The 26,069-nt window shown below is 65.7% G+C and carries 21 protein-coding genes; 16 read left to right on the plus strand and 5 right to left on the minus strand.

The features are described 5' to 3' along the window. The first annotated feature begins 219 nt into the window (after positions 1-219). The 5 genes from OG266_RS27105 to OG266_RS27125 all read left to right on the plus strand — a co-directional run bounded on the left by OG266_RS27105 (position 220) and on the right by OG266_RS27125 (position 6,520). A complete protein-coding gene (locus tag OG266_RS27105; protein WP_371548840.1) occupies positions 220-1,050 on the plus strand; it encodes a hypothetical protein in 831 nt (276 codons plus the stop codon). Further along, positions 1,050-3,272: a glycosyltransferase gene (locus OG266_RS27110; protein ID WP_371548841.1), complete on the plus strand. Its 2,223-nt coding sequence runs from the start codon at positions 1,050-1,052 to the stop codon at positions 3,270-3,272. The genes OG266_RS27105 and OG266_RS27110 overlap by 1 nt, the downstream gene beginning before the upstream one ends. Then, on the plus strand, positions 3,269-4,555 hold the full coding sequence (locus tag OG266_RS27115) for an acyltransferase (RefSeq protein WP_371548842.1): 1,287 nt from the start codon (positions 3,269-3,271) through the stop codon (positions 4,553-4,555). The genes OG266_RS27110 and OG266_RS27115 overlap by 4 nt, the downstream gene beginning before the upstream one ends. A gap of 274 nt (positions 4,556-4,829) precedes the next feature. Beyond that, positions 4,830-5,486 (plus strand): hypothetical protein, encoded by a 657-nt coding sequence (locus OG266_RS27120; protein ID WP_371548843.1) that lies wholly within the window; start codon positions 4,830-4,832, stop codon positions 5,484-5,486. Further along, positions 5,474-6,520, plus strand: a complete 1,047-nt coding sequence (locus OG266_RS27125) for a hypothetical protein (RefSeq protein WP_371548844.1) — start codon at positions 5,474-5,476, stop codon at positions 6,518-6,520. The genes OG266_RS27120 and OG266_RS27125 overlap by 13 nt, the downstream gene beginning before the upstream one ends. Positions 6,521-6,563: 43 nt before the next feature. Here OG266_RS27125 and OG266_RS27130 read toward each other — a convergent pair whose 3' ends face one another. The 4 genes from OG266_RS27130 to OG266_RS27145 form a co-directional block, all read right to left on the minus strand. Next, complete coding sequence (locus OG266_RS27130; RefSeq protein WP_371548845.1) at positions 6,564-7,109, minus strand: hypothetical protein; 546 nt, start codon at positions 7,107-7,109, stop codon at positions 6,564-6,566. Positions 7,110-7,477: 368 nt separating this feature from the next. Beyond that, positions 7,478-8,191 (minus strand): hypothetical protein, encoded by a 714-nt coding sequence (locus tag OG266_RS27135; RefSeq protein ID WP_371548846.1) that lies wholly within the window; start codon positions 8,189-8,191, stop codon positions 7,478-7,480. Positions 8,192-8,268: 77 nt separating this feature from the next. Further along, positions 8,269-8,643, minus strand: a complete 375-nt coding sequence (locus OG266_RS27140; RefSeq protein ID WP_371548847.1) for a hypothetical protein — start codon at positions 8,641-8,643, stop codon at positions 8,269-8,271. An 8-nt stretch (positions 8,644-8,651) separates the two neighbouring features. Continuing rightward, the gene (locus OG266_RS27145; protein ID WP_371548848.1) at positions 8,652-13,199 is read right to left on the minus strand and encodes a DUF6531 domain-containing protein; all 4,548 of its coding nucleotides are present in this window, start codon (positions 13,197-13,199) and stop codon (positions 8,652-8,654) included. Positions 13,200-13,741: 542 nt separating this feature from the next. On the opposite strand from OG266_RS27145, the gene OG266_RS27150 reads away from it, so the two are divergent. The 7 genes from OG266_RS27150 to OG266_RS27180 are packed head-to-tail and all read left to right on the plus strand — an operon-like array spanning position 13,742 to position 19,627. After that, complete coding sequence (locus OG266_RS27150) at positions 13,742-14,398, plus strand: hypothetical protein (RefSeq protein ID WP_371548849.1); 657 nt, start codon at positions 13,742-13,744, stop codon at positions 14,396-14,398. Next, positions 14,386-15,432 carry a hypothetical protein gene (locus OG266_RS27155; RefSeq protein WP_371548850.1) on the plus strand — a complete coding sequence of 349 codons (1,047 nt, stop codon included), beginning with the start codon at positions 14,386-14,388 and terminating at the stop codon, positions 15,430-15,432. The genes OG266_RS27150 and OG266_RS27155 overlap by 13 nt, the downstream gene beginning before the upstream one ends. 43 nt (positions 15,433-15,475) lie before the next feature. Next, on the plus strand, positions 15,476-15,793 hold the full coding sequence (locus tag OG266_RS27160; RefSeq protein ID WP_371548851.1) for a hypothetical protein: 318 nt from the start codon (positions 15,476-15,478) through the stop codon (positions 15,791-15,793). After that, on the plus strand, positions 15,790-17,136 hold the full coding sequence (locus OG266_RS27165; RefSeq protein WP_371548852.1) for a hypothetical protein: 1,347 nt from the start codon (positions 15,790-15,792) through the stop codon (positions 17,134-17,136). Before OG266_RS27160 ends, OG266_RS27165 begins: the two co-directional genes overlap by 4 nt. 25 nt (positions 17,137-17,161) lie before the next feature. Further along, on the plus strand, positions 17,162-17,851 hold the full coding sequence (locus tag OG266_RS27170; protein ID WP_371548853.1) for a hypothetical protein: 690 nt from the start codon (positions 17,162-17,164) through the stop codon (positions 17,849-17,851). Between the two features lie 21 nt (positions 17,852-17,872). After that, a complete protein-coding gene (locus tag OG266_RS27175; protein WP_371548854.1) occupies positions 17,873-18,592 on the plus strand; it encodes a hypothetical protein in 720 nt (239 codons plus the stop codon). Between the two features lie 54 nt (positions 18,593-18,646). Next, a complete protein-coding gene (locus OG266_RS27180) occupies positions 18,647-19,627 on the plus strand; it encodes an ADP-ribosylation family protein (protein WP_371548855.1) in 981 nt (326 codons plus the stop codon). A 47-nt stretch (positions 19,628-19,674) separates the two neighbouring features. Here the strand turns inward: OG266_RS27180 and OG266_RS27185 are convergent, their stop codons facing one another. Further along, complete coding sequence (locus OG266_RS27185) at positions 19,675-20,211, minus strand: hypothetical protein (protein ID WP_371548856.1); 537 nt, start codon at positions 20,209-20,211, stop codon at positions 19,675-19,677. Between the two features lie 244 nt (positions 20,212-20,455). Between OG266_RS27185 and OG266_RS27190 the strand changes: the two genes are divergently transcribed. From OG266_RS27190 to OG266_RS27205, 4 genes are all read left to right on the plus strand, one after another. Continuing rightward, a complete protein-coding gene (locus tag OG266_RS27190) occupies positions 20,456-20,794 on the plus strand; it encodes a nuclear transport factor 2 family protein (RefSeq protein WP_266460903.1) in 339 nt (112 codons plus the stop codon). 163 nt (positions 20,795-20,957) lie between these two features. Continuing rightward, on the plus strand, positions 20,958-21,131 hold the full coding sequence (locus OG266_RS27195) for a hypothetical protein (RefSeq protein ID WP_371548857.1): 174 nt from the start codon (positions 20,958-20,960) through the stop codon (positions 21,129-21,131). A 142-nt stretch (positions 21,132-21,273) separates the two neighbouring features. Next, entirely contained in the window at positions 21,274-21,585 is a 312-nt protein-coding gene (locus tag OG266_RS27200) for a hypothetical protein (protein WP_266460908.1), read from the plus strand. A 7-nt stretch (positions 21,586-21,592) separates the two neighbouring features. Further along, positions 21,593-26,014: a DUF6531 domain-containing protein gene (locus OG266_RS27205; protein ID WP_371548858.1), complete on the plus strand. Its 4,422-nt coding sequence runs from the start codon at positions 21,593-21,595 to the stop codon at positions 26,012-26,014. The last annotated feature ends 55 nt before the right edge of the window (positions 26,015-26,069 follow it).

Here is a 26,069-nt window from a genome sequence, read left to right on the forward strand (position 1 = left end):
CAGCCAAGTGGGCGCGGAGCCGATTCGTCGTATCCCGAGCCGCATCAGCAGCCGCAGCCGTACTCGCGTGACACCGAGCCGCGTGACACCGAGCCGCGTGACGCCGAGCCGCGTGGAACCGGTCGGTTTCCGCGGCAGGAGCCTGGCGGGGCGGTGGTCTGGCCGGAGGCTGCCGGTAGAACGTCGTCCTGGCCGCTCACTCAGCGGCAGGGGTCGAGCGTGGAGCGCGGTCCGGAACCAGAGCCGGAGTCGGAACTCCTGGCGGGTGGTGCCGAACGCGACCCCGGCCCGGAGCAGTCAGGGCCCATCTGGGAGCAGGACGATCCCGGCCACACCCATGACCCCCACGAGGTGACGATCCAGCTCGACGGCGCCGGACGTCAGCTCGAGGACTGGCTGGTCCAGCAGGCCAAGGACGCGCCGACCGCCCAGGACGGCTCGGACGGTCCGGTCTTCGTCGACGAGTCGGGCCGCCGCAGCCGCAGATACCGCCGCCTCGGCATGCTCGTGGGCCTGGCCTGCGCGGTCTACGCCGTCGTGATCGTCGTCACACTCCTCTCGGGCAACTCCAACGCGCCCTGGATCCCGATGCCGGGCCAGCAGGAGGACCAGCCCGCCGGCCAGGTCGACACCTCACCGCTGCCCGCCGAGACGGTGAGCCCGACCGGCACGGGCAGCGCTTCGCCGGGCGCGTCCGCGACGGCCAGCGACGGTACGACGCCGGCACCGGGCGCCAACCCGACCCCCGACGCCTCCGGCAGCGCCGCGAACCCGGGCACGTCCACCGACCCGAAGCCCTCGACGTCCGCCACGACCTCGCCGGACCCGGGCACCAGCACCTCGCCGGACCCGGAGCCCACGGCCACGGCGACCAACTCCCCGGATCCCACTCCGACCGACACCGCCACGACGCCCGCCCCGTCGGACAGCCCGGTCACCGGCGGCGACACGGGAGCAGTTGCCGAGGGCGCCGTCGAGCAGAACCTCGTAGTGACCATCGACACCCAGCCCAGCACCACCAGCTCCTCGTCCCCGGAGAACAACCTCTGATGGCATCCCGCACCAGCCGTCACGCCTCAGCGCCCCGCGCGAGGCGACCCGAACGCAGCGCCGGGCGCCGACGGCTGCCCATGCGCTATCTGCTTCCCTCGCTCATCCTCGTCGCCCTGATGGCGATGCTGATGCTGCGCGGCTACGTACACAGCGAGATCCTCGCCGACCACCGCGTCCGCCCCCCGGTCTCCTACGACCAGGTGCCCGACAAGATCCTCAAGGGCGGCCCGGTCATCGACACCCGCAGCGGGCGTACGACCACCTTGAGAGTCCCGGACCACCGTCTCGTCCTCACCTTCGACGACGGCCCGGACCCGACGTGGACCCCGAAGGTCCTCGACGTCCTGAAGAAGTACGACGCGCACGCCGTCTTCTTCGTCACCGGCACCATGGCCTCGCGCTACCCGGACCTGGTGCAGCGCATGGTGGACGAGGGCCACGAGGTCGGCCTGCACACCTTCAACCACCCCGACCTCTCCTACCAGTCCAAGAAGCGCATCGACTGGGAGCTGTCCCAGAACCAGCTGGCGCTGGCGGGCGCCGCGGGCATCCGTACGTCCCTGTTCCGCCCCCCGTACTCGTCCTTCTCCGACGCCATGGACAACAAGTCCTGGCCCGTGACGCAGTACATAGGCACCCGCGGCTACATCACCGTCGTCAACAACACCGACAGCGAGGACTGGAAGAAGCCCGGCGTCCGCACGATCATCGAAAATGCCACGCCCAAGCGCGGCAAGGGCGCGATCGTCCTGATGCACGACTCCGGCGGCGACCGCCACCAGACCGTCCAGGCGCTCGACAGGCTCCTGCCCCAGCTCCAGGACCGAGGCTACAAGTTCCAGAACCTCACCGAGGCGCTCGACGCCCCCAGCGCGAGCACCAAGGTCACCGGGCTCGACCTGTGGAAGGGCAAGGCCTGGGTCAACCTGGTCCAGGCCTCCGAGAGGACCACCGACGCCCTCGTCGTCGGCATCGCCGTCATCGGCGTCCTGGTCTTCACCCGCTTCGGCCTGATGCTGCTGCTCTCCGTCCTGCACGCCCGCCGGGTGCGGCGCGCCGGCTTCCGCTGGGGCCCGGTACCGATCACCGAACCGGTGTCGGTGCTGGTCCCGGCGTACAACGAGGCCAAGTGCATTGAAAACACGGTTCATTCGCTGATGGCGAGCGAGCATCCCATCGAGATCATCGTCATCGACGACGGCTCGAGCGACGGCACGGCCCGCATCGTCGAGGACCTGCGCCTGCCGAACGTACGCGTCGTACGGCAGCTCAACGCCGGCAAGCCCGCCGCCCTCAACCGCGGCATCTCGAACGCCCGTCACGACCTCATCGTGATGATGGACGGCGACACCGTCTTCGAACCGGCGACGGTACGCGAACTGGTCCAGCCCTTCGCCGACCCGACCGTCGGCGCCGTCGCCGGCAACGCGAAGGTCGGCAACCGCGACTCCCTCATCGGCGCCTGGCAGCACATCGAGTACGTGATGGGCTTCAACCTCGACCGCCGTATGTACGACATGCTCCGCTGCATGCCGACGATCCCCGGCGCCGTCGGGGCCTTCCGCCGCTCCGCCCTGGAACGCGTCGGCGGCATGAGCGACGACACGCTCGCCGAGGACACGGACATCACCATCGCGATGCACCGCGACGGCTGGCGGGTCGTGTACGCGGAGAACGCCCGAGCGTGGACCGAGGCACCGGAGACCGTCCAGCAGCTCTGGTCCCAGCGCTACCGCTGGTCGTACGGCACGATGCAGGCGATCTGGAAGCACCGCAGGGCGGTCATCGAACGGGGCCCGTCGGGCCGCTTCGGCCGGGTCGGCATGCCCCTGGTGTCCCTCTTCATGATCCTGGCCCCGCTCCTCGCCCCGCTGATCGACGTGTTTCTCCTCTACGGACTCGTCTTCGGCCCGACGCAGAAGACGATCGTGGCCTGGCTGGGCGTCCTGGCCATCCAGGCGGTGTGCGCGGCGTACGCCTTCCGCCTCGACCGGGAACGCATGACGCACCTGATATCCCTCCCGCTCCAGCAGATCCTCTACCGGCAGTTGATGTACGTGGTCCTGCTCCAGTCCTGGATCACCGCGCTCACCGGCGGCCGGCTGCGCTGGCAGAAGCTGCGGCGCACGGGTGTCGTGGGGGCGCCGGGGGCGATCCCGCGCCAGCCGGACCGGGATTCGCGTGACCGGAACTCGAACGATCGGAGGCCGGTCGGATGACGACGCACGACTATGCGGCGGGGGCGACGCCGCCGTTGGGGGCGCCGCAGGTTGCCGCGCCTGAGCGGGGGTTCGCTCCGTCTGCGGGTGTGGCCCCGCCTGCGGCTGCGGGTGCGGCGGCTGCGAGCGGGAAGAGGCCCGGCCGCGACCGCTACTTGGACCTGCTGCGCTCGATCGCTCTGGTCCGCGTGGTGGCGTACCACCTCTTCGGCTGGGCGTGGCTGACGGTTCTCTTCCCCTCCATGGGCGTGATGTTCGCGCTGGCGGGTTCGCTGATGGCGCGCTCGCTGAGCCGTCCGGCGTGGGGTGTGATCCGTGGCCGCATCCGCCGACTCCTGCCACCCCTCTGGGTGTTCAGCGCGGTGGTACTGGTCCTGCTGTTCGCGGGCGGCTGGAACCTGTCCGAGGACCCGGACCACGGCGGCACCTGGGGCCTGGTCGAGATGATCAACTACATCATCCCGCTCGGCGCCCCGCCGTTCCCCTGGAACATCGGCTCCAAGTCGGGCCTCCTGGAGGACACTTGGGCGGTCCAGGCGGCGGGCCCGCTGTGGTACCTGCGCGCCTACCTGTGGTTCGTGATCGCCTCCCCGCTGCTGCTGTGGGCGTTCCGCCGTGCACCCTGGCCCACGCTCCTCGCCCCCCTCGCCCTGACGGCGGTCGTCGGCACCGGCGTGGTGTCGATCCCCGGCGAAACGGGCAACGCCGTCTCGGACTTCGCGGTCTTCGGCGGCTGCTGGGTCCTGGGCTTCGCCCACCAGGAAGGCGTACTGGCGAAGGTTCCCCGCTATCTCGCGGTCTCCTGCTCGGTCCTGATCATGGCCTTCGGCCTGTGGTGGGCGTCCGGCCATCTGGGCCCGGACGGCTGGGACTTGAACGACATCCCGCTGGCCCAGGCGACCTGGTCCTTCGGCTTCGTCGTCATCCTCCTCCAGTACGCCCCGTCATGGCAGGAACTCCCGGGCCGCCTCGCCAAGTGGGACAAACTCATCACCCTGTCCAACAACCGAGCCGTCACGATCTACCTCTGGCACAACATGCTGATCATGGCCACGGTCCCGATCATCGACCTCGCCTACAACCTGCCGTTCATGCAGGGCGAGGCAGCGACGGGGCTGCTGGACTCGACGTACATGGTGTGGATGTTCTTGCTGGTCTGGCCGTTGATAGGCCTCGCGATCGTCTCGGTGGGCTGGGTCGAGGATCTGGCGGCACAGCGGAGTCCGAGGTTGTGGCCCAACGGGGTGAAGCGGGGGGCTGCGCGGGGGCGGCGGAAGGGTTGATGCGGAGGTCGTACGTGGGTGCGTACTCAAGTACGCGCCCACGCGCGGGAGGGGTTCGGTGTTGGCGGTCCCGGCTTTGCAGGGGCCAATGTGGTGACAGATTCAGACCATCAAGATCACTGAATCGAAGGTTCCGCACCGCGAGTTAGCCATGTTCTGTAGGCCTATGCCTGACTTGACTTCCCCTTGGAAGCAATTCGCTCTGGTGTCACCACATACGCCCCCGATACCGTGTGGCTGCCCTCCCGAACCCCACGCCGCACAGGAGTCAGTTGTGAACCGCCGTCCCAGCCTGCTCGCCACGGCCGCCCTCGGTGCGGCCGCGGCCGTCCTTCTGACTGGCTGCGGGGGCGGTGACGGTGACTCCACGGGCAATGACAAGATCGCCGGGGCCGACACGGGGGCTGAGACGCCGGCATCGCCGAGTGCCTCCGCCGCGGCAGCCGCCGACCGGCCGAAGATCGAGCTGCCGTCGGACGTCACGGACAAGTACGAGGACTGGAAGACCGGCGACGATGCCAAGGACGCAGTCCTGGCGGACACCGCCGGGCGTATCGACGCCACGAACGACGCCATCCTGCAGGGCGATACAGGTGCGCCAGGCCTTTCCTTCTACTACCGGGACACGGCGTTGAGCGACGCGGTGGAGTGGGTGCAGGCGTATGTGGACGCCAACATGTCCTTCACCGGCACGACTCGTTACTACGCCCCCAAAGTCACCTTGTCCGGTGAGAAGTCGGCGGATGTCGTCTATTGCGCTGACGAGAGCAAGGGGTTCAGCAAGAACCGCAAGACGAACAAGGTCGACAAGACGGCCTCGGACGAAAGCCCGTACGTGCTGTACAACACGCGCCTTGAGAAGAACGAGCAGGGCGTTTGGCAAGCGACCAACCTGATCTCAAAACGGGGAGACAAGACATGCGCCGCGTGAGCAGACGGGGGCGCACCTTGGCCCTGAGCGTGATAGTTGCGGTTTGCGTCGCCGGGTTGTCCGGCACCGCTGAGGCGTACGGTCCGGGCGACGGACAGGGATCCGGTACCACGGGCCCTTCCGGCAACACCGACGGCGAGGGCAATCTGTCGGCGACTGCGGGCGCTGTCGTCTTCGACCGTTCGAAGAATGGTTCGGGTGAGTCGGCAGGTCCGGTGGCTTCCACGACCAGCACGTGGACGCCGCCTGCCTGTTACTACGCTCCCATGTATTCGCCGGCCCAGTTGCAGGAGAATTTGGAGTCGGTCTGGGAGGCGGAGTCGACGGGTTATGAGTGGGATGCCTCGCAGCGTAAGCGCTATGTCGAAGGCGACCCGTACACGGACTTCAACAAGGACAAGGCCGGCAAGGGGTATTGGTGGTCGGGATATGTCGCGGAGGGGCGCGCGGGTGATCCGGGCGCGCTCGACTGTGACAAGCCGTACTTCTGGGTGGACACGGGTGAACCGCCGCCGGCGGACATCGCGGAGGCGATCACGCCCGAGATTCTGGCGCAGTTGGCGTATGCGGAGATCCGTGTGCCGTCGACCAAGGTGGACCTCGCTCCGGCCGGTACCACGAAGGTGAACCTGCCGACGTGGGCGTGGCTGGACACGGCGGAGTTCAAGCCGGTGTCGGTGACCGCGTCGGTCCCGTTGCTCGGTGTCGAGGCGACGACTGTTGCGGAGCCGATCTCCGTGAAGATCGAGCCGGGCACGGGCGATGCCACGACTTACCCGGCCTCCGGTGTCTGTGAGATCAACAACGGCCGGATCGGTGAGGCGTACGCGGCGGGTAAGTCGGATGAGACTCCGCCGTGCGGCGTGAAGTACCTGCGTTCTTCGGGCGAGGACTCGTACAAGCTGAGGGCGACCATCACCTGGAAGATTCACTGGACCGGCACGGGTGTGGCCCAGGAACAGCCGTTGCCCGACGGGGAGTTCGGGGCGGAGCAGAACGTCGTCGTGCAGGAGATCCAGGCCGTCAACCGCTGACCGGGGCACAGGTCGCCGCCCAGTTGGTGCCCGGCTCCCTGTCTCAGGGGTCGGGTTCCTCCTGGCCGCCGGTGTCGAGCATTTCCTCCAGCTCGCGGGCGTAGGCCCGGAAGCCTGCTCTGCCGCTCTCCGGCGCGCTCGATTCCGGGCGAAGAATGCTCGGAAGGCAAGCGACCCGCCAGGTCCTGAAGATGCCCGTCGGAGTGGTTCGCCCGGTGCCGTCCGCCAGGTCGACCGCAATCCCGAGGATTTCGGCGACCGCCCCCGCTCCCTGCCGTGCCTCGGTTCCCGCGGCGAGAGCCCCGTTGATCAGCGCTTGCAGGAACTGCGTGAGCTGGAGGTCCGCCCCCATGTGGCACATGCGGCGCACTGTCCGGGGTTCTTCGAGTTCTTCGCGGCGTTTCGGGATCCCTTCGACACCACCGGACCAGAGGAACAGGAAGGGGGCGATCACTTCGTGATCGCGAAACCGGCCCAGTTCGTCGAGGATCGCCATGGACGCGTCGCTGAAGCCGCAGACCGTGCGGATACCGTTCAGTAGGCGATCCACCTCGTTCTGCCGACGTGCCAGAAAGTCTCCCATCGACACGTCAGGGAGCGTCCAGGTACCGGTGGCTTGCACGGCCCCGATCTCCACGATGCCGCCGAGCGGGCCGAAGATCTCGCGAGCGAGTCTCGACTCCGAAACGGGGATGACTTGTCCTGGCACTTTCACTTGCCTCGCAATTCCTCAGAGCGGTCCCGTTGCTCGGGGTCGAGGCGATGACCGTCGCGGAGCCGGTCTCCGCGAAGATCGGGCCGGCACAAGGGGTGAACCAGGAACAGCCTTTGCCTGACGGCGAGTTCGGGGCGGAGTAGGACGTGGTCGTGCAGGAGATCCAGGCCGTCAACCGCTGACCGGGGCACAGGAGGCCGCTCTCACCGACGGTGTTCGCTGGGCATGCCCTGGCAGTGCGATCACCTATATGGGTTGATCAAGCCCTCCAATACATGTGCATATTTCCTGAATTCTTCTTTCGAACCCTCCCGTGAAGGAGAATCGGGACGCAAGATATCCGGCAGGAATTTGACGCGCCACATCCTGAAGGTGTCCGAAGTCGCTCGCTCGCTGTCGACGCCTAGCAACGAACCCGCCATACGCACGGCAGCGACGACGAGTGCCGATGCCGCCCCAAGACCAGGACCTCGTACTGTGGCGGCGCCCACCAGAGCATGCATGAAAGTGGCCAGTTGAAGATCATTGCCCATGTGAACCATGCGCCGCAGCACGGCAGGGTCATCGGTGGCGGGGGGATAGCCCTCGATGCACCCCGAGTACGTCATCAAATACTCTGCCGTCACCTCACGGTCGTCGTTCCACCCGCCCTGCCTCTCGAAGATGGCCATCGTCTCGGCGGAGAAGTCACCGACGTCTCGAACCACTTCGAGAAGGCGGTCCAACTCCTCCCGATGAGCCGCCACGAAGTCGGCAAGTGAGACATCCCGCAGGGAGCGCGCCCCCGAGGCCGTCACCGCACCCAGCTCCAGAATTCCCCACAGCGGAGCGAACACGTCGTAGCCGAGCCCTGTTTCGGAAATCGATGCGTACTGTTCCGTCATTTCAAGGGATCTCAAATTGCCCAGAACAGGCCGACGAAGTGCCACATCGTTGCCTCTTTCGCAGAGTTCCATGCGCGACAGGATGAGCAGCAGTGAGAGATGACAGGATGTGTGTATCCGGAGTGAATTCTCATTAGTTGCTCAACTACTCATGCGAGACCGTCACGGAAGTGCCGCTCCGGGTTGCGGGCGATCCAATCAATTAGTTCTGAATAAGGAACCGTGTCGCCAAAATTCGTATCGACTACGCCATGCAGACCCGGCAGCATTCGGAGAATGAAATTGTTGCGGCAGGTCGCATTTTCGTATTCTACGAGTGAGGCCTTGAAATCTCTCACAAGGGCTGTGATTTCTGACAGCTCTTCTGAGTCGTATTCGGATACCACATCCCCTGTTCCGTCGAAACCGAACGTGCACTCTCCGATTTCGAAGTACTCGAAGTATGGTCCATCCTGAAGCTTTCGGAGGCTTCTCACCCGTTCCGCGAATGCGGGCTCGTCGGTCGCGCTCGTGAACAGCACCATAGTGTCTCTCACGGTGCAATCACCTGCATCAGTGTCTCCTTGTCGCGAGTTACCATAATCCCTGCTTCTTCCAAGGACTTAATTACCGATCCTCTGCCCTTCGGAAGATAAACAATCACAGGATAGTCCGTGAGGCTCTGGGTGGTCAAAGCCTGTTTCAAAGCGCCCTTCCCTGAACCGTCCTTGACTTGAATCACGGCGTTTCCAGTAACAATGTCGAAGTCGGTGAGGGGTTTCCCGTCGGCACCGACGACATCCAACCCCTGCGCCTTCATGTGCCCGGGGTAGCGGGCGTGGATCTCATCTGCCAGGTCTGGCACCAGAGGGTCGTCGCCCTTGCCGATAACCCATGGTTTGCAGGCTGACAGTCCAAGGGGATCCACCCAGGCGTGAGGGTTATGGACGTAAGTCGCGGGGTTAGGTGCAGGGGCGAGACCAAGGGGGTCCTGGGTCAGGTAGCGGGCTGTCTCAGGGTCGTAGTGACGGAAGTAGTTGTAGTGCAGCCCTGTTTCCGGGTCGTAGTACTGGCCGGGGAAACGTAGCGGGGTGTAGGCCTGCGCGTCGGCATTCCAAGTTGTTGAGCCCCACAGTGTGGAGCGGGAGCGCCACGCAATATCGCCCGACTCGTCGACGAGCTCGCTGGGAGAGCCGATCAGGTCCGTGGCGATCGCGAAGAAGCGTGAGTCTATTTCGTGTTGCGGAGCATCTGCGGACGTTATGCGCTCTGTCTGGGCCACGGGGCGTAGGCCATCGTGGTCCCATGTAAGGGTTATAGAGTTATTCGCATCTGCCCCGCGCGATGTCTGTTCACAAAGGGTGGCACCGTCCCAAACGAAGTCGACCCGTTCCGTAACGGACCTGCCGTCCGCGCCGATCTGCTCTTTGGCGATGCGGCGGCCAAGAGGGTCGTATTGATAGCGCCAGAGAGTGCCGTCCGGCGTCACCACGGAGGCGAGCCGGTCCTCGACATCCCACGTGTACCGCCAAGTCGCGGGCTTTCGGGAGATCCTGGTTTTCTGACGCAACACCATGCGCCCCAGGGCGTCGTGCTCGTAACGGGTGCGCCCAGCGCGTTCGATGAGAGTGCCGACGTACGCGCGCGGTCCGTTCGTCTCGCTGGCCGGATGTGAATCGGGCGATGATGCTTCGGACTGGTTGCCGGCTTCGTCGTAGGCATAGCCTTCGGTCCAGCCGTGTCCGTAGACAGCAGTTACCCGCCCGGCGGAGTCCAAGTCGAATGTGCGATCTCCGTTGAGTCCATCGGTCACCCCTGTGAGGTTGCCGTCTGCTCGGTAGGCGTAGCCACGGTGCTGACGGAGTCGGCCATCGCCGATGACCGACTGAGCGACAAGGCGCCCGGCGATGTCGTACTCATCCGTCAGAAAGACCTTGGGCCCCACCTGACTTGATCGGCGCCTGCCGGCGTCGTCGTACGCAAAGTCGATAGTGCGCCCTGACGCGGTCAGCCGACGGTAGTTGCCGACGGCGTCGTAGTCCCAGGAACTGGCGGCTCCACTGGGGGTCACACGAGTGGTGCGGCGCCCCAAAGCATCGTAGGAGTACGTCATGGTTCGGCCGTTGATCGTTTCCGACGTCAGCCGCCCCGTGCCCCTTTCGCGGCGCAGCGTCAGTGCCACATCAGGGGTGGATGCTGCGGTGAGCCTGCCCAGAACGTCATAGGTAAACGTTGTGACGTATCCACCGGCATCTTTGCGGACGACTTGCCCAAAGGTGTCACGCTCGAAGCAGATCACTTGGCCAAGCGAGTTGGTGCGACTGACAAGCCGCCCGGCAGCGTCATGAACGTAACTCCGTGTCTTGTGGCCGAAATCAGTCTCCGACACCAGACGTCCGGCGGGGTCGTACTGATAAGTCCAGTTCTGGCCTGCGGGGTTGGCGACGCGCGTCAGGCGCAGTTGTGGGTCGTATGAGAACTCGTAGCGACGCCCGTCCGGCTCGGTGCGAGCGTGCAGTCGGTCGAAGTGTGTGTATTCGTACGTTGTCACGCCGCCCATCGCGTCGACGTGACGGGTGCAGTTGCCTTCGCCGTCGTAGGCCCACGTCTGTGTCGCACCGTCGGGTCCGACGGCGCGGGTGATCTTCCCTTCCGGCGTCCAGCTGAACCGGCTCACGGCGCCCAGCGGATCTCTGGTCTCCCGGAGTCGGCCGAACGCGTCATACGAGCGCGTCGACCTGCTCCCCGATTCGTTGACCACCTCTACCGGCAACCCTGCGAGGTTGCACTTGACGCGGACAGTCGCACCAAGAGCGTCGGTGACCGCCTGCAAACCGCCGCGTTCGTCGTACTCGCAGCGGGTCCTCCCCCCGCTCATGCCCGTCGTCGTCGTGCAGTTGCCACGTCCGTCGAACTGTCGCGTCGTGGTGGTCTCGTCCGGGAGCGTGACGACGGTTGGCTGACCGAGTGCGTTGTACTCGATGCGGATCAGCGCGCCATCAGGGCGGGTAACCGTCCCTGGTTGTCCGGCCGCATTGTTCTCGAACCTGGTCTCGTGGCCTAGCTCGTCCGTTATCGACACGACATGGTGATGCACGTCATAAGCAGTGCGGATCACCGCGCCCAATGGGTCGATCTCAGCGACAACCTGACAGTTCTCGTTGACCACGAACCTGGATTCGGCGCCTTCTGCGGTCACGCTTGTGGTGACGCGGTGTCCCGGCCACCGGTGGTCCGTCGCCTCATAGCCGAACGAGAGGGAGACATGCCCTGCCGCGCCGCCTTCCGCGATGCAGCGGTCGTGATCGTCGTAGGTATACGTGTAGCGGCTGTGGTTGGTGTCAGTCCAGGAGGTAATGCGCAGGCGCTCGTCGTACGTGAACTGCAGTGCCAGGGCTGATGAGTTGATGACCTCGGTCAGGGCGCCATCGGTGTAACCGAAGCGCTTGATGGTGACGTCGGAACCGTCCTCGGCGGCACCCAGCAGGGTCAGGGCGGTGACGCGGCCTTCGTCAGTAGTGAGCTTGAGGTGGTAGCCCCCGGTGTGGCGGATGGCGAGGGGGCTGCCGTGCTCGTCGTAGTCGAAGGTGATGGTGTTCGTATTGCGGTCGACGATGCGGGTGAGCAGGCCGATGCCGTCGGTGGGATGGGCAAAGTGGCGTGCCTGGCCGGTGAGTGGGTCGTCGATGCGGTAACCGCCGTCGTCGAGACGGGTCAGGGGCCAACGAGGTCCGGCTTCAGGCAGGACTGCTGTGTCCGGACGGATGGAGTGAGGGTAGGCGAGCAGCAGGCCGTCCTCGGTGACGAAGACAATGCCGTCTGCGTCGATTTCGAGGCGCTGGTCGATGGTGGAGGCCCACGTGGGGCCGAACCACCAGCCTGTGCGGTAGTCGGAGGCCAACTGACGGGTGAAAGCCAGAGGCAGAATGCCAGGAAGTTCGATGTCTGTCTGTGGGAGGAACATCGCGCCGGTTGCAACGTCGACCGGGTCACCGCAGCCTCGGACCACACTCCTCAGCCGGTTGTAGGCGCCCTTCGCACCGTCCGCGATCGCGCCACGGGCCGACTTGCCGAGGCCGCGTGCGGCGAGGCCCATACCCTTCAGCCCGCCCCTGAGGCCCTTCATCGCCGCCATGCCGCCCTTGAGCCCCTTGGCGAGTCCGCCGAGGGTGGTCAGGCCCTTCATGCCGGGTATGCAGTCCAGCGCCGCGAAGGCGACATCCCATAGGGACGCCTGCCCCTTCGCGTATTTGTTGAGGGTGTCGGCGAGGACGACGAGCGCGGCCACGAGGACGATCACGCCGAGGATCGGCCCACCGATGATCATCGCGATGATGCCCAGCACCGCGACGACGACCTTGCAGACCGTGACGATGGTGTCCCAGTTGTCGGTGAACCAGTCCCCGACCTCCTCCCACCACTTCCGGTTCCGGATACCTGCGTCGGAGGCTTCATCGATCTTGGTCTTGGCCTCCCGCGCCGCGTCCTCACGCATCTTCCGGGCGTCCGCGGCCATCTTCTTCGCCGCGTCGAGGGCGTCCTGCGCATTCGACACGTCCGACTGGGCGGACGTCTGCGCGGTCTTGGCGTGCTGGGCATCGCGGGTCGCGGCGCGGACCTTGGCCTCGTCGGGCTTCTCGGTGCTTTTGCTGCCGGTCGGGTCGTCCTTGTACTTGTCGGCTTCCTTGCCGGCCCTGGTCACCCACGAATCGGCCGACGCGAGACGGGACTTGGCCGAGCTCAGGTCGGTCTGCGCCGCGCGGCCGTTGGCCAGCGCCCGGTCGGCGAGGGCCTGCGCACGCTCCAGCTTCGGCCAGTACGCAGCCAGCGCACCCCCCGCCATGTCGTACGACGTCCTCAGCTTCTTCAGCTGCTTCGGCACACCCGAAAACTGATCCTGGAACGCCTTCGCCGACTTACCCGCCCACTGCAGAACCGCTTCCTCGTCCGCCATCCCCTTGATCAGACGCAGCGCGTCCCCGACGTCGTCGGCGAAGTCGAGGAGGTTCTTGGACAGCAGGCGCACCCGGTCCGGATCACCCGGCGTCGGGTCCTTGTCCAGGTCCAGGACATGCCAGTCACTCGGCCGATTCCCCGCCACGCCGCAACCCCCGTCACGCCTGTCTCACCAATAACCGTACGCGCGAGCGAAGTTACTAGGTGCTCAAGGAGGAGGGAAGGACCGTCAGTGAGTTGAGCGGGGGTCCTGAGCGCGTATCAGTTTGCACAGGCTGGCGGTGCGCAGGTGGACGGCGGCGGGAGCGGGCCGCGGTCATGTTGACGTAGTTGGCGGCCTCGGCGGGGCAACTGTCTTTCTGCATAGAGGAATTCGCGGCCAACGTCGGCGTCCAGGACGACGGTGCCGAGTTGGGTACGGGCGGGGTGCGAGCCGAAGGTGCGGGGATTGAGTCGGTCGCAAGCGGAACGGGTAGCGATCGCCGATCTTTGCGGTGGCCAACGCGGTGACGCTTTCCGACCTCCAACATCACTCAATCGAAGGTTCTGCACCGTCGGGTAGGCATGTTCTGTAGGGCTATGCCCGACTTGTGATCCCTGTTGACGTAATTCGCTCTGGTGTCGTCACACGAGCCCCCGATACCGTGTCGCTGCCCTCCCGAACCCCACGCCGCACAGGAGTCTGCCGTGAACCGCCGCCCCAGCCTGCTCGCCACGGCCGCCCTCGGTGCGGCCACGGCCCTCCTCCTGACCGGCTGCGGAGGAAGTGACGGTGACTCCACGGGCAACGACAAGATCGCCGGGGCCGATACCGGCAGCGAGACGTCGGCGTCGCCCAGCGCGAGCGCGACGGGTTCGGCGGAGAGGCCGAAGATCGAGTTGCCGTCGGATCTGACGTACGCCTTCACCCCGGATCAGTCCGGTGATGCTGTCCAGGACGCGGTCTTGAAGGACAACGCAGAGTTCATTCGCGGGCTCGATGCGGCCATCGTTGCTCAGGACCCCCGGCTGCCTGCCCTGGAGTTCTACACGGAAGGCGAGGGCGCGGTGGCTGCCCAGCAGTGGGTCGAGTCCTACACGGATGCCGGTTGGACGGTCACCGGATCCGTGCGCTACTTCGACCGGCAGGTCACGGTGAAGTCCAAGGATTCCGCCTCTCTCAGCTACTGCGCGGATGAGAGCAAGGGTTTCAGCAAGGTCATCAAGACTGGTGAGATCAAGAAGACGAAGGTCACCAAGGACAGCTACGTCGCCTACGGGGTGCAGGTGGAGAAGAGCGAGAAGGGGGTCTGGGAAGTCGTGAAGATCGTCTCTACCCGAGGGGCGGACAGGTGCCAGTCATGAGTCGGCTCTCCCGCTTCGCCGTAACCCTGCTCGTAGCGGGCTTCGCTGCAACGATGTCAGCGCCTGCGGCAAACGCTGACCGAACCCCTCCGGGTGGTGGGTCGGTCGGTGGTGGAACAGACACCGACACGTCGGGCGATGTCGACGGAGACACCATCTCCTCCACCGCTGGCGGAATCGTCTTCGACCGCTCAAAGAATGGGAGCGGCAATTCCGTCGGAGCCGTCACCTCCACCACGTCCTGGACCCCGCCCGCTTGCTGGTACGCGCCGAAGTACACCCCAGCGCAGCTCCAGGCGACTCTGGAGCCGATCTGGGAAGCCGGTTCGACCGGCTACGAGTGGGACGCGGAGCAGCGTAAGCGCTACGTCGATGGTGACCCGTACAAGGACTTCAACAAGGACAAGACAGGCGAGGGCTATTTCTGGGACTCGTATGTCAACAAGAACTATCCGCCCGGCTGGAACAGCTGCGAGGAGCCCATCTTTTGGGTGGACCAAGGCGACCCTCCGCCCGCTGATATCGAGAACGCCGTCACCCCCGAGATCCTCGCCCAGCTCGCGTACGCCGAGATCCGCGTGCCCGGCACGGAGGTGACCCTGGCGCCGGAAGGCACGACGAAGGTGAACCTGCCGACCTGGGCCTGGCTGGACACCGCCCAGTTCAAGCCGGTCTCGGTCACCGCGTCCATCCCCGTACTGGGCATCCAGGCGACCACGACCGCCGTACCGGACTCCCTCAAGATCGAGCCGGGCACGGGCGACGCCACGACTTACCCGGCCTCTGGTGTCTGCGAGATCAACAACGGCAAGATCGGCGAGGCGTACGCCGCGGGCAAGGCGGATGAGACCCCGCCGTGTGGCGTGAAGTATCTGCGCTCCTCGGGTGACGACTCGTACAAGCTCAGGGCGACGATCACCTGGAAGATCCACTGGACGGGTACCGGGGTGAACCAGGACCAGGCCCTGCCGGACGGCGAGTTCGGGGCCGAGCAGGACGTGGTCGTGCAGGAGATCCAGGCCGTCAACCGCTGACGCTGGGTAAACCGGCATACGAAGAGAATCCGGGAACAGACGCGTGGCGGATCGGCTGGCAGTTGACGGCGATGAGTTGACGCACTTCATGAAGATGCTCAGAAAATCGACCGATTCACTGAAGGGCCTGCATAAGGCGTTGGAAGACGCGACCGTCACCGGCCTCGGTACCGACGACCTCGACCGCGCCTGTGAGGACTTCCAGGACGACTGGAAGTACGGAGCCGATCAGATCGGTGAGCAGACCGAGGATCTCGCCAAGATCATCGGAAAGAGTCGGGACAGCTACCGCGAGGTCGACAAGGCCTTGGAGGAAGCGCTCAAGAAACCCAGCGAGGGCAAGAGCGGGGGTTCGAGGTGACGCACCCGTCTGGTACCGGGGATTCGGGAGCCGCCCTCGACCCGCAGTCCCGAGCTGACGTCGGCAAACCTCAGGGGCTCAAGTCCGCCCCGCACATCCCGAACCCTGATTACACGCACCTGGGCTTCAATCCTGTGCCGGGCAGCACCGAGACGGTGAGCGGCCTGCACAAGAAGCTCGTTGGGTGCGCCAAGGTTCTCGAAGAGACGCATGAGCTTGTCACCAAGCTGCTGGACGGCAGCTATTGGGAGGGCGATGCGGCCGTCGCCTTCCGTGAGCAGCTCGACGGTGGTCCGCTGCCGTTGAACTTGAAGAACGCCGCTCACTCCATTCGCAAGGCTGCCAAGCAACTCGATCGCTGGGACGGCGAGTTGGAAGATTTCCGGCGCCGGGCGAAGCGCCTTGAGGAAGACGCGAAGGACGCGCAGGCGGCCGTGGACCGGGCCAAGGGCCACGCCAGCAAGGCAGGCGACAGTCCTGACCTGGCCAAGAAGGGCGCCAAGCACGACGGCGCACAGAAGGCCCTGACTCAGGCGAACACGGCGGTGGACGATGCCGAGGACGCACTGGAGAAGATCCGGGGCAAGGCCCGGACACTCGCGGACGAGCACGAGCATCAAGCTCAGTACCGGGCGGGCAAAATCCGCGACGCGACGAAGAAGCTGGCGCCGCACGAACCAGGATGGTTCGACTCGGCGCTCGACTGGGTCACCGAGAATCTGCCGGACATCCTCAGCACTGTGGCTGCCGTGGTCGGGCTGGTGGCGCTGTTCGTTGTGACGGGTGGGACGGCGGCTGCGGTACTGCTGCTTGCTGCTGCGGCGTTGAGTGCTACAGCGTTGGCTACGCGACTCGCCCAAGACCCCGCGGTCTGGGAGTCGCTGAAGGACGGGTTCACCAAAGGCGAGTTCGACACGGATTTCTGGAGCAATCTCGTCACGGTGGGAGGGGACGCCTTGGGCGCGTTGCCTGGCCTCGGCGCGGCGTGGAAGGGCGCTTCGACTGCGGTGAGGGCTACCAGCGAGGCGGGGGAGGTACTCACGATCGGCCAAAGAGTTTCCCGTTTCGGCACCGCCACCATGGACGAGGCTGGCGCAATCGCGGACCTGGACAATTCCCTGCTCCGTCTGACCGTTCATGGTGCCCGCGCGCCACAGGTTATTAGAACGGTCGAGATCACATCGGCTTCAGTCGGCGTGGTCACTGCAGGCTTCGGCCTGGTCATGACCGCCGTGGACACCGATGACGACGGCGTGAAGGACGGCTCCGTGGCGGGCGTCGACGGAGCAAGGCTTGGCCTCGACGTTGGAGGGCTTGTCGATATCGCCCAGCACGTCTTCTGAGCCCCGAACAGAGAGAGCCCATCGCATGCACCCCACCGACTACTCCACTGCCTGGGACCATCTACCGACCAGGCGGGCTTGGATCATGCACATGCTCATGATCGTCGGGAGGCTGGTCGGATGGATCGCCGTCTGGATCGGCTCCTTGGGCGTACTGGTGTCATTTCTGACGCCGGGCTACACCTATCTCTTCCTTCCCGTCCTGCTCTACTCGACCTTCCGCGCCGTCCTCCAACTCGCCTACTTCCGTCCCTCCTTCCAAATCAAGCGTGTCCTGGGGCAATACCCCTGGCAGTTCCTAACGGACGTCCCCCGCGGCCGGAACAAGCACCCTCAGGTCGAGTACGACGAGATGTGGTACGAGTTCCCCAACCCGGAGAAGCCTGAGGAGCAGATCCCCCTGCTCTTCTTCATGAACATGCGCACCTTCTGGTGGATGCGACGCTTCGGCACTTCCAAGACCAAACCGGAACTGAAAGCCCAGATCGAGCCCCTCTGGTTCGCCGGCGACCCCCGTTTCATCGCCGTCATCGCGGCCACCAGCCGCCGCAGCAAGTCCCCTCGGCGGCTGCATCTCCTCTATCAGCGCACGGCCACGGGCCGTCGAGGGATCGAACCGACCGACTGGAACGCGAGCCCCGCCGCCCTTGACCGTGCCCGCCGCGCCGGAGCCCACGTTCCCGACTCGGCGCCTCCTCCGCCGCGCCCGTACTGATCCGATACAGGACAGGACCCGATGACCGCAGCACCCCACTTCGTCGTCACCGACTCGGCCAAGGACCCTGCCGCCGACATCTGGTTCGCCGAACCCGCAGGCTTCACCGCGCTGCCACTGGAGTCCCTGGTTGCCCCGCCCGGCTCTCCGGCCGCCGACGAGCTGCGCACGGTATTCACCCCGTTTCTGGAGGCTGCGCCCGATGAGCTGATCCGCCAGCAGTTCGTCGCTCAAGCTGCCGCAAGCCAACAGATGCTCGGGGCCCTGTGTGAGGTCGGCACCGTCCACTGCTCAATCGGCCTGCACCGCGACGACGTAGACGAAACTGCCAGTGGCGATGGCCAACCCCTGATCTCCCTCTTCACCCTCTCCTGGCGAGACACGGCCGTGGCCCCAAGGGCCGTCACTGCCGCACGCGCCGTTACCTCCGCCGCGGGCCACACCCACATCGAGTACCTCGAACTGCCTTGCGGCCCGGCCACCCTCAGCGAGACCGTGCGCACAGCCTCCGCCGACAGCGGCCTCCCGCGGCTTCCCCTCCTCCAGATCCACGCCCACCTGCCCCACCCGGACTGCAAGCGACTGGTCGTCCTCACACTGAGCACGACGGCCGTGATCCGGCGTGAGGAATACCGCGCGGTCCTCCGACAGATTGCCGAAACGGTCAGTTTCGACAGTCCGCTGGAGTCGGACAAAAGTGAGGCAAGTCGACTGGGAGAGGGGATGCCAGCGGTTCGGTAGCCTCGGCCTTCGTAGCAGTGGTCATGTATGCGCCATGAGACCGGGGGTCTTTCGATGCAGGGTAAGAAGACCGAGAGCCTCGCCGGCCGGGCCGGCATCGAAGAGCGTTTCCTGCGGGACTGGGGGCTCGAACTTCCGGAGTCGATCTTTCGGTTCTGGGCGTTCCTGGAGTCCTTGGGGCCGGTCGAACGCCAGGCGCTCCGGGACTTGGACGTGTCGCCCGTCGGCATCATGGACTTGTTCGCCGACGCCGGCCTGCGGCCGTGTGAGGGGATCGACGTACGGGTGCATGGTCGCTACTACCGTGACCCGCCCGAGTTCCTGACCTTCATGCACGGCGGCTCAGACGGCCTGCACCACGGCCTGTGGTTCGACGACGGCCGCACCTGCAATGGGGTCGCTTCCTACTACAACAACGACGGCGGTGGAATCGACACCCGTTCGGGCACTCCGCTGGAGGCGCTGCGCGCGATCCTCGAACGCTGCTGGCGGGACCTCGATGACGATGACATACAGGACGAGGAGACATCCGCGTGCGGGTCCCGTCTGGGTCTGCTGCGCGATGCGCTGACCGTCCACGAGACCGGGGACCGGCCTGAGGTAGGCATCGCCTATTCCATGGTCTACGACGGGTTCGTCCCGCCCGTGAACCTCGGCCGGCTCACCACGCTGGACGGCGCGGGCGCACTCGTGACGGGCGAAACCGCGCTGGACCGCCCTGCCCACAATCAGGCGGACGAGTACAAGTTCGCGACGTACATGTATGCCCTGTTCGAGGATCCCGCGGCCCTGAACGCGAGAGTGCAGGACGCCCGCGGCCGTTGTTCGGCGGGCGATCCGGCGGAGGCTCTGGTCCTGGGCCGCGACCTGCACTGGGCGTCACATGGTGACCCGGTCCGCGAGACACTCGCGAACGAACTCCTCGTGGTGGCCTATCGCGCGCTGGACCGCCCCTCGCTCGCGGAGATTGCCGACGCCCACCACCGCCACCGTTCCCTGCCGCGCGTAACCGTCCTGGAGACGAAGAAGGCGTAGCAGCCGCATGGACAGACTTGCAGGATCGAGTCGCTCCTCGTGCCCACTCAGCTTGCCTTTCTGCTCGACGCGAACCGACTTCTCACGCCCTCAAGGCCGAATCGCTCCCAGGGGAGCAGCGCCAGAGGGATCCACCCGAAGCCGACTGCGAAGACGCCGGCGAGGGCAACGAGGCCCTCGGGGAGGATCCAGCCGAGCTGCGCGGCGATTACGGACACCACCACCAGATAGATGCCGAAGAGAAGGACACCGAGCATCTTGCGGGAAGCCTCGATGGGTCGAAGCCTCGGCTTCTCATCAGTCCCGCCAAAGAGCCCCAATATGGTCAGGGGCAGGAACCCTCCGACCACGGCACCAAAACCAATGCCACCGATCACCAGGGCGATACGTCCGTCTTCCGGGATCGCAGGCGACAGGAACGACTCGTCCGCCAACTTGAGGGTCATATAGACCCCCGCGAATGCGCCGAGGAACGTGGTCGCCAGGACGAGGATCAATCCGGCCGTGAAGGCGATATTTCCGGCCGTCGAACGTTGAGGTTGCCGAGCCGTCTCGGGGCGGCCTGCCCGTGGTCCAGCGGACATGGAAACTCTCCCTTTCCTGTGCCTCGGCTCCAATTGGCAGCTTTGTTCCAGCAGGCGCGGGGCGGCGGCCGTTGGTTGCCGCGTCCGAGGGCCCGTCGCGCGGGACGAGTCTGCCAATTGGTCAGGTGCTACGTCTGGACGGGGTCGAGCGATGACCGGGTTCCGCCGCGTCTCCCTATCGGAGTGTGCGAAACCTGGTTATACCGTGGCGGAACAGTGCCAGTCGTCCGACCCAGGAGCCCGAATGGTCAACAGTCCTACAGCCGTCGTCGAAGCGGCGTTCCGGTACTACAGGTCACAGGACCGCGACGCGGCCTTCGTTCTCTACGCCGATGATTTCTCGTTCACGAGTCCGCGGGACGATCACATCGACAAGGCGGCGTTCTTCGAGCGGTGTTTCCCGACCGCCGACCGGTTCAAGGAGCAGCAGTTGCTGCACGTCACCCCGGCAGACGAAGAACTCGTCTTCGTCTATTACGAGTACGAGCTCACGACGGGCGGCAGGTATCGCAACATCGAGGCGATCACTGTCCGGGACGGCCTCATCCAGGAGGTGCAGGTCTTCTTCGGCGGCAAGGTATGACAAGCCGTTCCGGTTGGTGCTGCGATCGAGGAACAGTGTTCCGCGGGTCAAGCTGCTGCGCGGACTGGCCTGCCGCTCCAGTGCTCTGGCCTGCCGCTCCAGCGCTGCCCTTCTCGCTGCGTCAATGACGCCGTGCGGGCCACGCTCAACGGCACGGCACGGCATGCGTGAAGTGCCCGACGTGGTCGAGTTGTTGACGTCGGAGTTGGTCGCCAACACCTACCAGTACGCGAAGGGGAACGCCTCTCTACGGCCGGCAGGGCTCGGTGGGGGGCGGGTGCGGGTGCAGGTGCTCGAGGGCGGCAGGTCCGGGGCCGCGCAGGCTGAGGCTGGGTGACAGCGGCTCTCAGCAGGCCGCCGTAGGGGGAGGTGGGGCAATCTTTGCCGGCCCTTGGCGCCTCCGATGCCAGCCTTATAGCCCACCTCACTACGGTCATAGGGTTGGCATGTGCACAGAGTGAAGTACGGGGGCGGGCCGCATGGCGGACCTGAAGAAGGAAGCGGAGTCGCTGGACAAGGCGGCTACCGCATTGCGCAAGGTGTCGCATCACACGACCAAGCCGTTGCACGAGTTCAAGGCAGAGTCGAATGATCTGTCGGCGCTCGGCGCGCTCGGGTCCTTGATGAGTGCGACGGACGACATACGCGGTGGTATGCGCACGCTCGCCAAGCTCACCCGCGCCCTCGACGAGGAGTGGCACGCCGAGGCGAAGCTGATGGGTGAAGTGTCCGATGCCTTCGACCTGTTGGACGTGCTGCTGGCCGCGGCGGCTCGCGGCGAGAAGGGCTGAGCCGCTCGTGGTCGACCTCAACCCGCTGCACTACGTCAACAAGTTCAACCACATGTTCGGCGACAGCATCGCCAGCGGGCTGGAGTTCCTCGGGATCTCCGATCCGGCGGTGGACCCGGACGGGGTGCGCGAGATCGCGAAGAAGTGGCGGGACCTGGCCTCCGGGCTCGACGACGCGGCCGATGATGCCGAGCGGGCGCTCGTGGGCGTGGTGTGGGAGGGCAAGACCGCCAAGGCCTTCCACAAGCGGGCGAAGGGGACCCGGAAGAACGCCGCCGACATGGCGGACTCGCTGCGTGAGGGCGCCAAGGCGCTGGACAAGTTCGCCGACCAGGCCCATGAACTGCTCTCCGAGATCGGCGTGATGCTGGCGGAGATCGCAGAGTACGAGCTCGCGGGGCTGGCGCTGGACATCCTCACGGCGGGCGCGTCTTCGGTGGCCGCGAGCCTGATGGCCGGGGAGCGGGCCGTGAAGGTCGTCGCGCTGGTGGCGCGGATCGAGGAGGAGGGCACCGCGCTGGGGGCCGCGGTGCGCACGGTGATGGAGGCAATCCGCGGCCTGGAGCGTGCTCTGAAGGCGCTCAAGGACATCAAGGCGATCGCGTCGATGTCCAAGATGGCCGTGGAAGGGGCGAAGTTCAGCGCGTTCGCCACCGCGCTGGAGGACCCGGGCGCTTTCAAGGATCCGGAGAAGCTGGCCGGCATCCTGACCGAGGGCGCAGTCATGGGCGTCGGCTTCGGGGTGCTGGGCAAGGCGTTGGGAAAGGGGCTGAAGAGTCTCAAGCCCAGCGAACTCGCCAAGCTGAGCAAGACGTTGAAGCTTGGCGGTTCCGACCTCTCCAGGCTCAAACTGCGGCCCGCCGAGGCCGAGAAGCTCGAAGCGGGTATCCGGGCGGCGGAAAAGGAATGCAAGCTCGACCCGATCGATGTGGCCACTGGCGACATGCTGCTGCCGCAGACCGACGTCGAACTCCCGGGCGTCCTACCGTTGATCCTGCAGCGCACCCACATTTCCTCCTACCGGTGGGGCGGCTGGTTCGGCCCCTCCTGGGCCTCCACCCTCGACCAACGCCTGCAGGCCGCGGACGACGGCATCACCTACGCGACAGCAGACGGTGCCCGGCTCACCTACCCCCTCCTGGCTCCAGACGCCAACGAGCCCGCCTATCCCGACAACGGCGCGCGTCTGCCGCTGACTTGGGACACCGAGACGGACGGCGCTCTGCGCCTGAGCGACCCGACGTCCGGACTCGCCTATGTCTTTCACACGCCACAGCTCGTCGATGACGGCGATGCCGTGGACCTGTGTCTGCAGGCCATCGTGGACCGTAACGGCCAACGCATCACCGTTCAGTACGCCGATGACGGCACCCCCACAGGCGTCACGCACTCCGGCGGCTATCGCATCGCCCTCGACCGCCACCCCACCCTTCCCCGCATCAGCTCCTTGCGCCTGCTGGACCCGGAGCGTCCGAACGGCCGCGGGACGATCCTGCTCTCCTACGACTACGACGACCAAGGTCATCTCGCCGAGGTCACCAACTCCTCCGCACTGCCTGCGCGCTTCACCTACGACGGGGCAGGACGGATCACATCATGGACCGACCGCACCGACACCTCGTACGAGTACCTCTACGACGAGTGGGGCCGAGTCGTCCGTACTGAGGGCAGCGACGGCTTCCTCTCCGGCAGCCTTGCCTACGACGGCCTCACCCGCACCACGACCGTCACCAACTCCCTCGGCCACACCACCCGCTACGAACACAACGACGCATTCCGCCTGATCAGGGAGACCGACCCACTCGGCCACAGCACCAGCCAGGAATGGGCCGCGGCGCATCAGCTGACCGCCGTCACCGATGCGCTCGGAAACACCACCCGCTTCCGCTACGACGAGACAGGGCGGACGACGTCGGTCATCCGCCCGGACGGCAGTGAGACGCGCGCCGAGTACAACGACCTCGGTCTGCCGACGACGGTGACCGGCCCGGACGGCGTCGTGTTCCGTTATGCGTACGACGAACGGGGCAACCGCACCGCGATCACCGACGCCCTTGGCGCGACAACCCACTTCTCCTACAACGGTTCCGGGCATCTGTCATCGATCACCGACCCGCTCGGTCACCGAACCCGCTTCCGCTGTGACCCTGTGGGCCTGCCTCTTGCCGTGGTCGACCCGCTCGGCGCGGAGACTCACTACGAACGCGACGCCTTCGGAAGGCCCGTTACGCTGACAGGCCCTCTCGGAAACGTGACGCACTTCGCGTGGACGGTGGAAGGCAAGCCCGCCCGCCGTACCGCTCCTGACGGCAGCGTCGAGTCGTGGACGTACGACGGCGAGGGCAATTGCACCAGCCACACCGACAGCATGGGTGCGGTCCACCGATTCGAGTACACCCATTTCGATCTGCTGTCTGCGCGAACCGGACCGGACGGAGCGCGGCACACCTTCACACACGACTCCGAGCTGCGCCTTACGAAGGTGACCAACCCCCAGGGCCTGTCCTGGAGTTATCAACACGACCCGGCCGGACGCCTCATATCCGAGACGGACTTCGACAACCGTGTCGTGAGTTACACCCACGACCAGGCGGGCCGCCTCACCACCCGTACGAATCCGTTCGGCCAGACCCTTCGCTTCGAGCGAGACGTACTCGGCCAGATCACCCGTCAGACGGACGAGGTCAAGGCCACGGCCTTCACCTATAGCGCCGTCGGCGAACTCACCAAGGCCGTCACCCCGGACGCGACCTTGGTTCGAGATCATGATGCCGCCGGTCGGCTGTTGTCCGAAACGGTCAACGGGCGCACGGTCAGGTATGACTACGACGCCATGGGGCGTCGTACGCTGCGCACCACCCCCACCGGTCTGACCAGCACATGGCGCTACGACGCGGCCGGCAGTTGCGTCGAACGGACCAGCGCGGACCGCACGATCGGCTTCGACCGCGACGCGGCGGGCCGAGAGGTGAACCGCCATGTCGGTGCCTTCCTCACCCTGGCGAACACCTTCGACGACCTCGGCCGTCTGACCGCGCAGTCGGTGACAGATCGCACCACTGGAAAGAGCCTCCAGCGGCGCGTCTACGGCTACCGCGCCGACGGGCATCTCACCGCGATCGACGATCAGCTGAGCGGTACGAGCCGATTCGAACTCGACACCACAGGCCGGGTGACGACTGTCCACGCACGCGGCTGGACCGAGCGGTACGCATATGACGAGGCGGGCAACCAAACCGATGCCTCCTGGCCTGCCACACAGCCCGGCCATGAAGCCACCGGTCCCCGCGACTACGTCGGCACACGTCTGGTCCGCGCCGGCAACGTCCGCTACGAGCACGACGCGGCGGGCCGCATCACACTGCGGCAGAAGACGCGACTGTCCCGTAAGCCGGACACCTGGCGTTACACCTGGGACGCCGAAGACCGTCTCGTCTCCGTCATCACACCGGACGGCACGTGCTGGCAATACCGCTACGACCCGCTCGGCCGCCGCATCGCCAAGCAGCGCCTGGCGGCCGACGGCGAAACGATCGCTGAGCAGACCCACTTCACCTGGGACGGCGACACCCTCTGCGAACAGACCACGCACGCAGCCGAGTTGCCCAATCCCGTCACGGTCACCTGGGATCACGAGGGTCTGCACCCGATAGCCCAGACGGAACGTGGCACGGCCCTTGAGGCGCCACAGGAGGAGATCGACTCCCGCTTCTTCGCGATCGTCACCGATCTCGTCGGAACTCCGACGGAACTCATCGGTGAAACCGGCGGCATAGCTTGGCGTGCCCGCTCCACTTTGTGGGGTACCACCTCTTGGGGTGTCGGCAGCACCGCGTACACACCATTGCGTTTTCCCGGCCAATACCATGATCCTGAGACCGGGCTCCACTACAACTATTTCCGTCACTACGATCCCGAAACAGCCCGATATCTCACTCCCGACCCTCTCGGTCTTGCCCCGGCCCCGAACCCGGTAACCTATGTCACCAACCCGTATTCCTGGAGCGATCCGCTAGGCCTTGCGCCGTGCAAGACCGGAAGTCCGGATCCGTACCTCGGCACCAAGGAAGCCTCGCAATTGCTACGCGACGCAGGTGTTCCACGCGCGTTCCGAGTCCAGGTCATGCAGTCTTTCGAAGAGGGCACCATAAGCGTGCGCCGAGCCGGTAGCAGTGATTACGGAATGCGCTTCTACGACAATGAGAATGCCTGGGCACGCGGACGCTACCTGACCACGCAATGGCCGGCCACTCGTGAGGAGATCGCTGTCAAGGCGGGCTGGAATCAGTTCTCGTACCTTAAGCAATGGAAGATCCGGCCTGGCGCACCCATCATCGAGGGCCGGGTTGCTCCGCAGGGTGTCGGGTATCCTGGCGGCGGAAAACAGACATATGTACTGGACCCCGACAGGGATTTGCTGGAGCCATAGTGTCCGAATTGGCCATAAGAAAAGCTCTCACCGCGACAGCGCGGGCTCTGTCCGG

Origin of the sequence: Streptomyces sp. NBC_00554 (genome assembly GCF_041431135.1) — a bacterium.
Classification (GTDB): domain Bacteria; phylum Actinomycetota; class Actinomycetes; order Streptomycetales; family Streptomycetaceae; genus Streptomyces.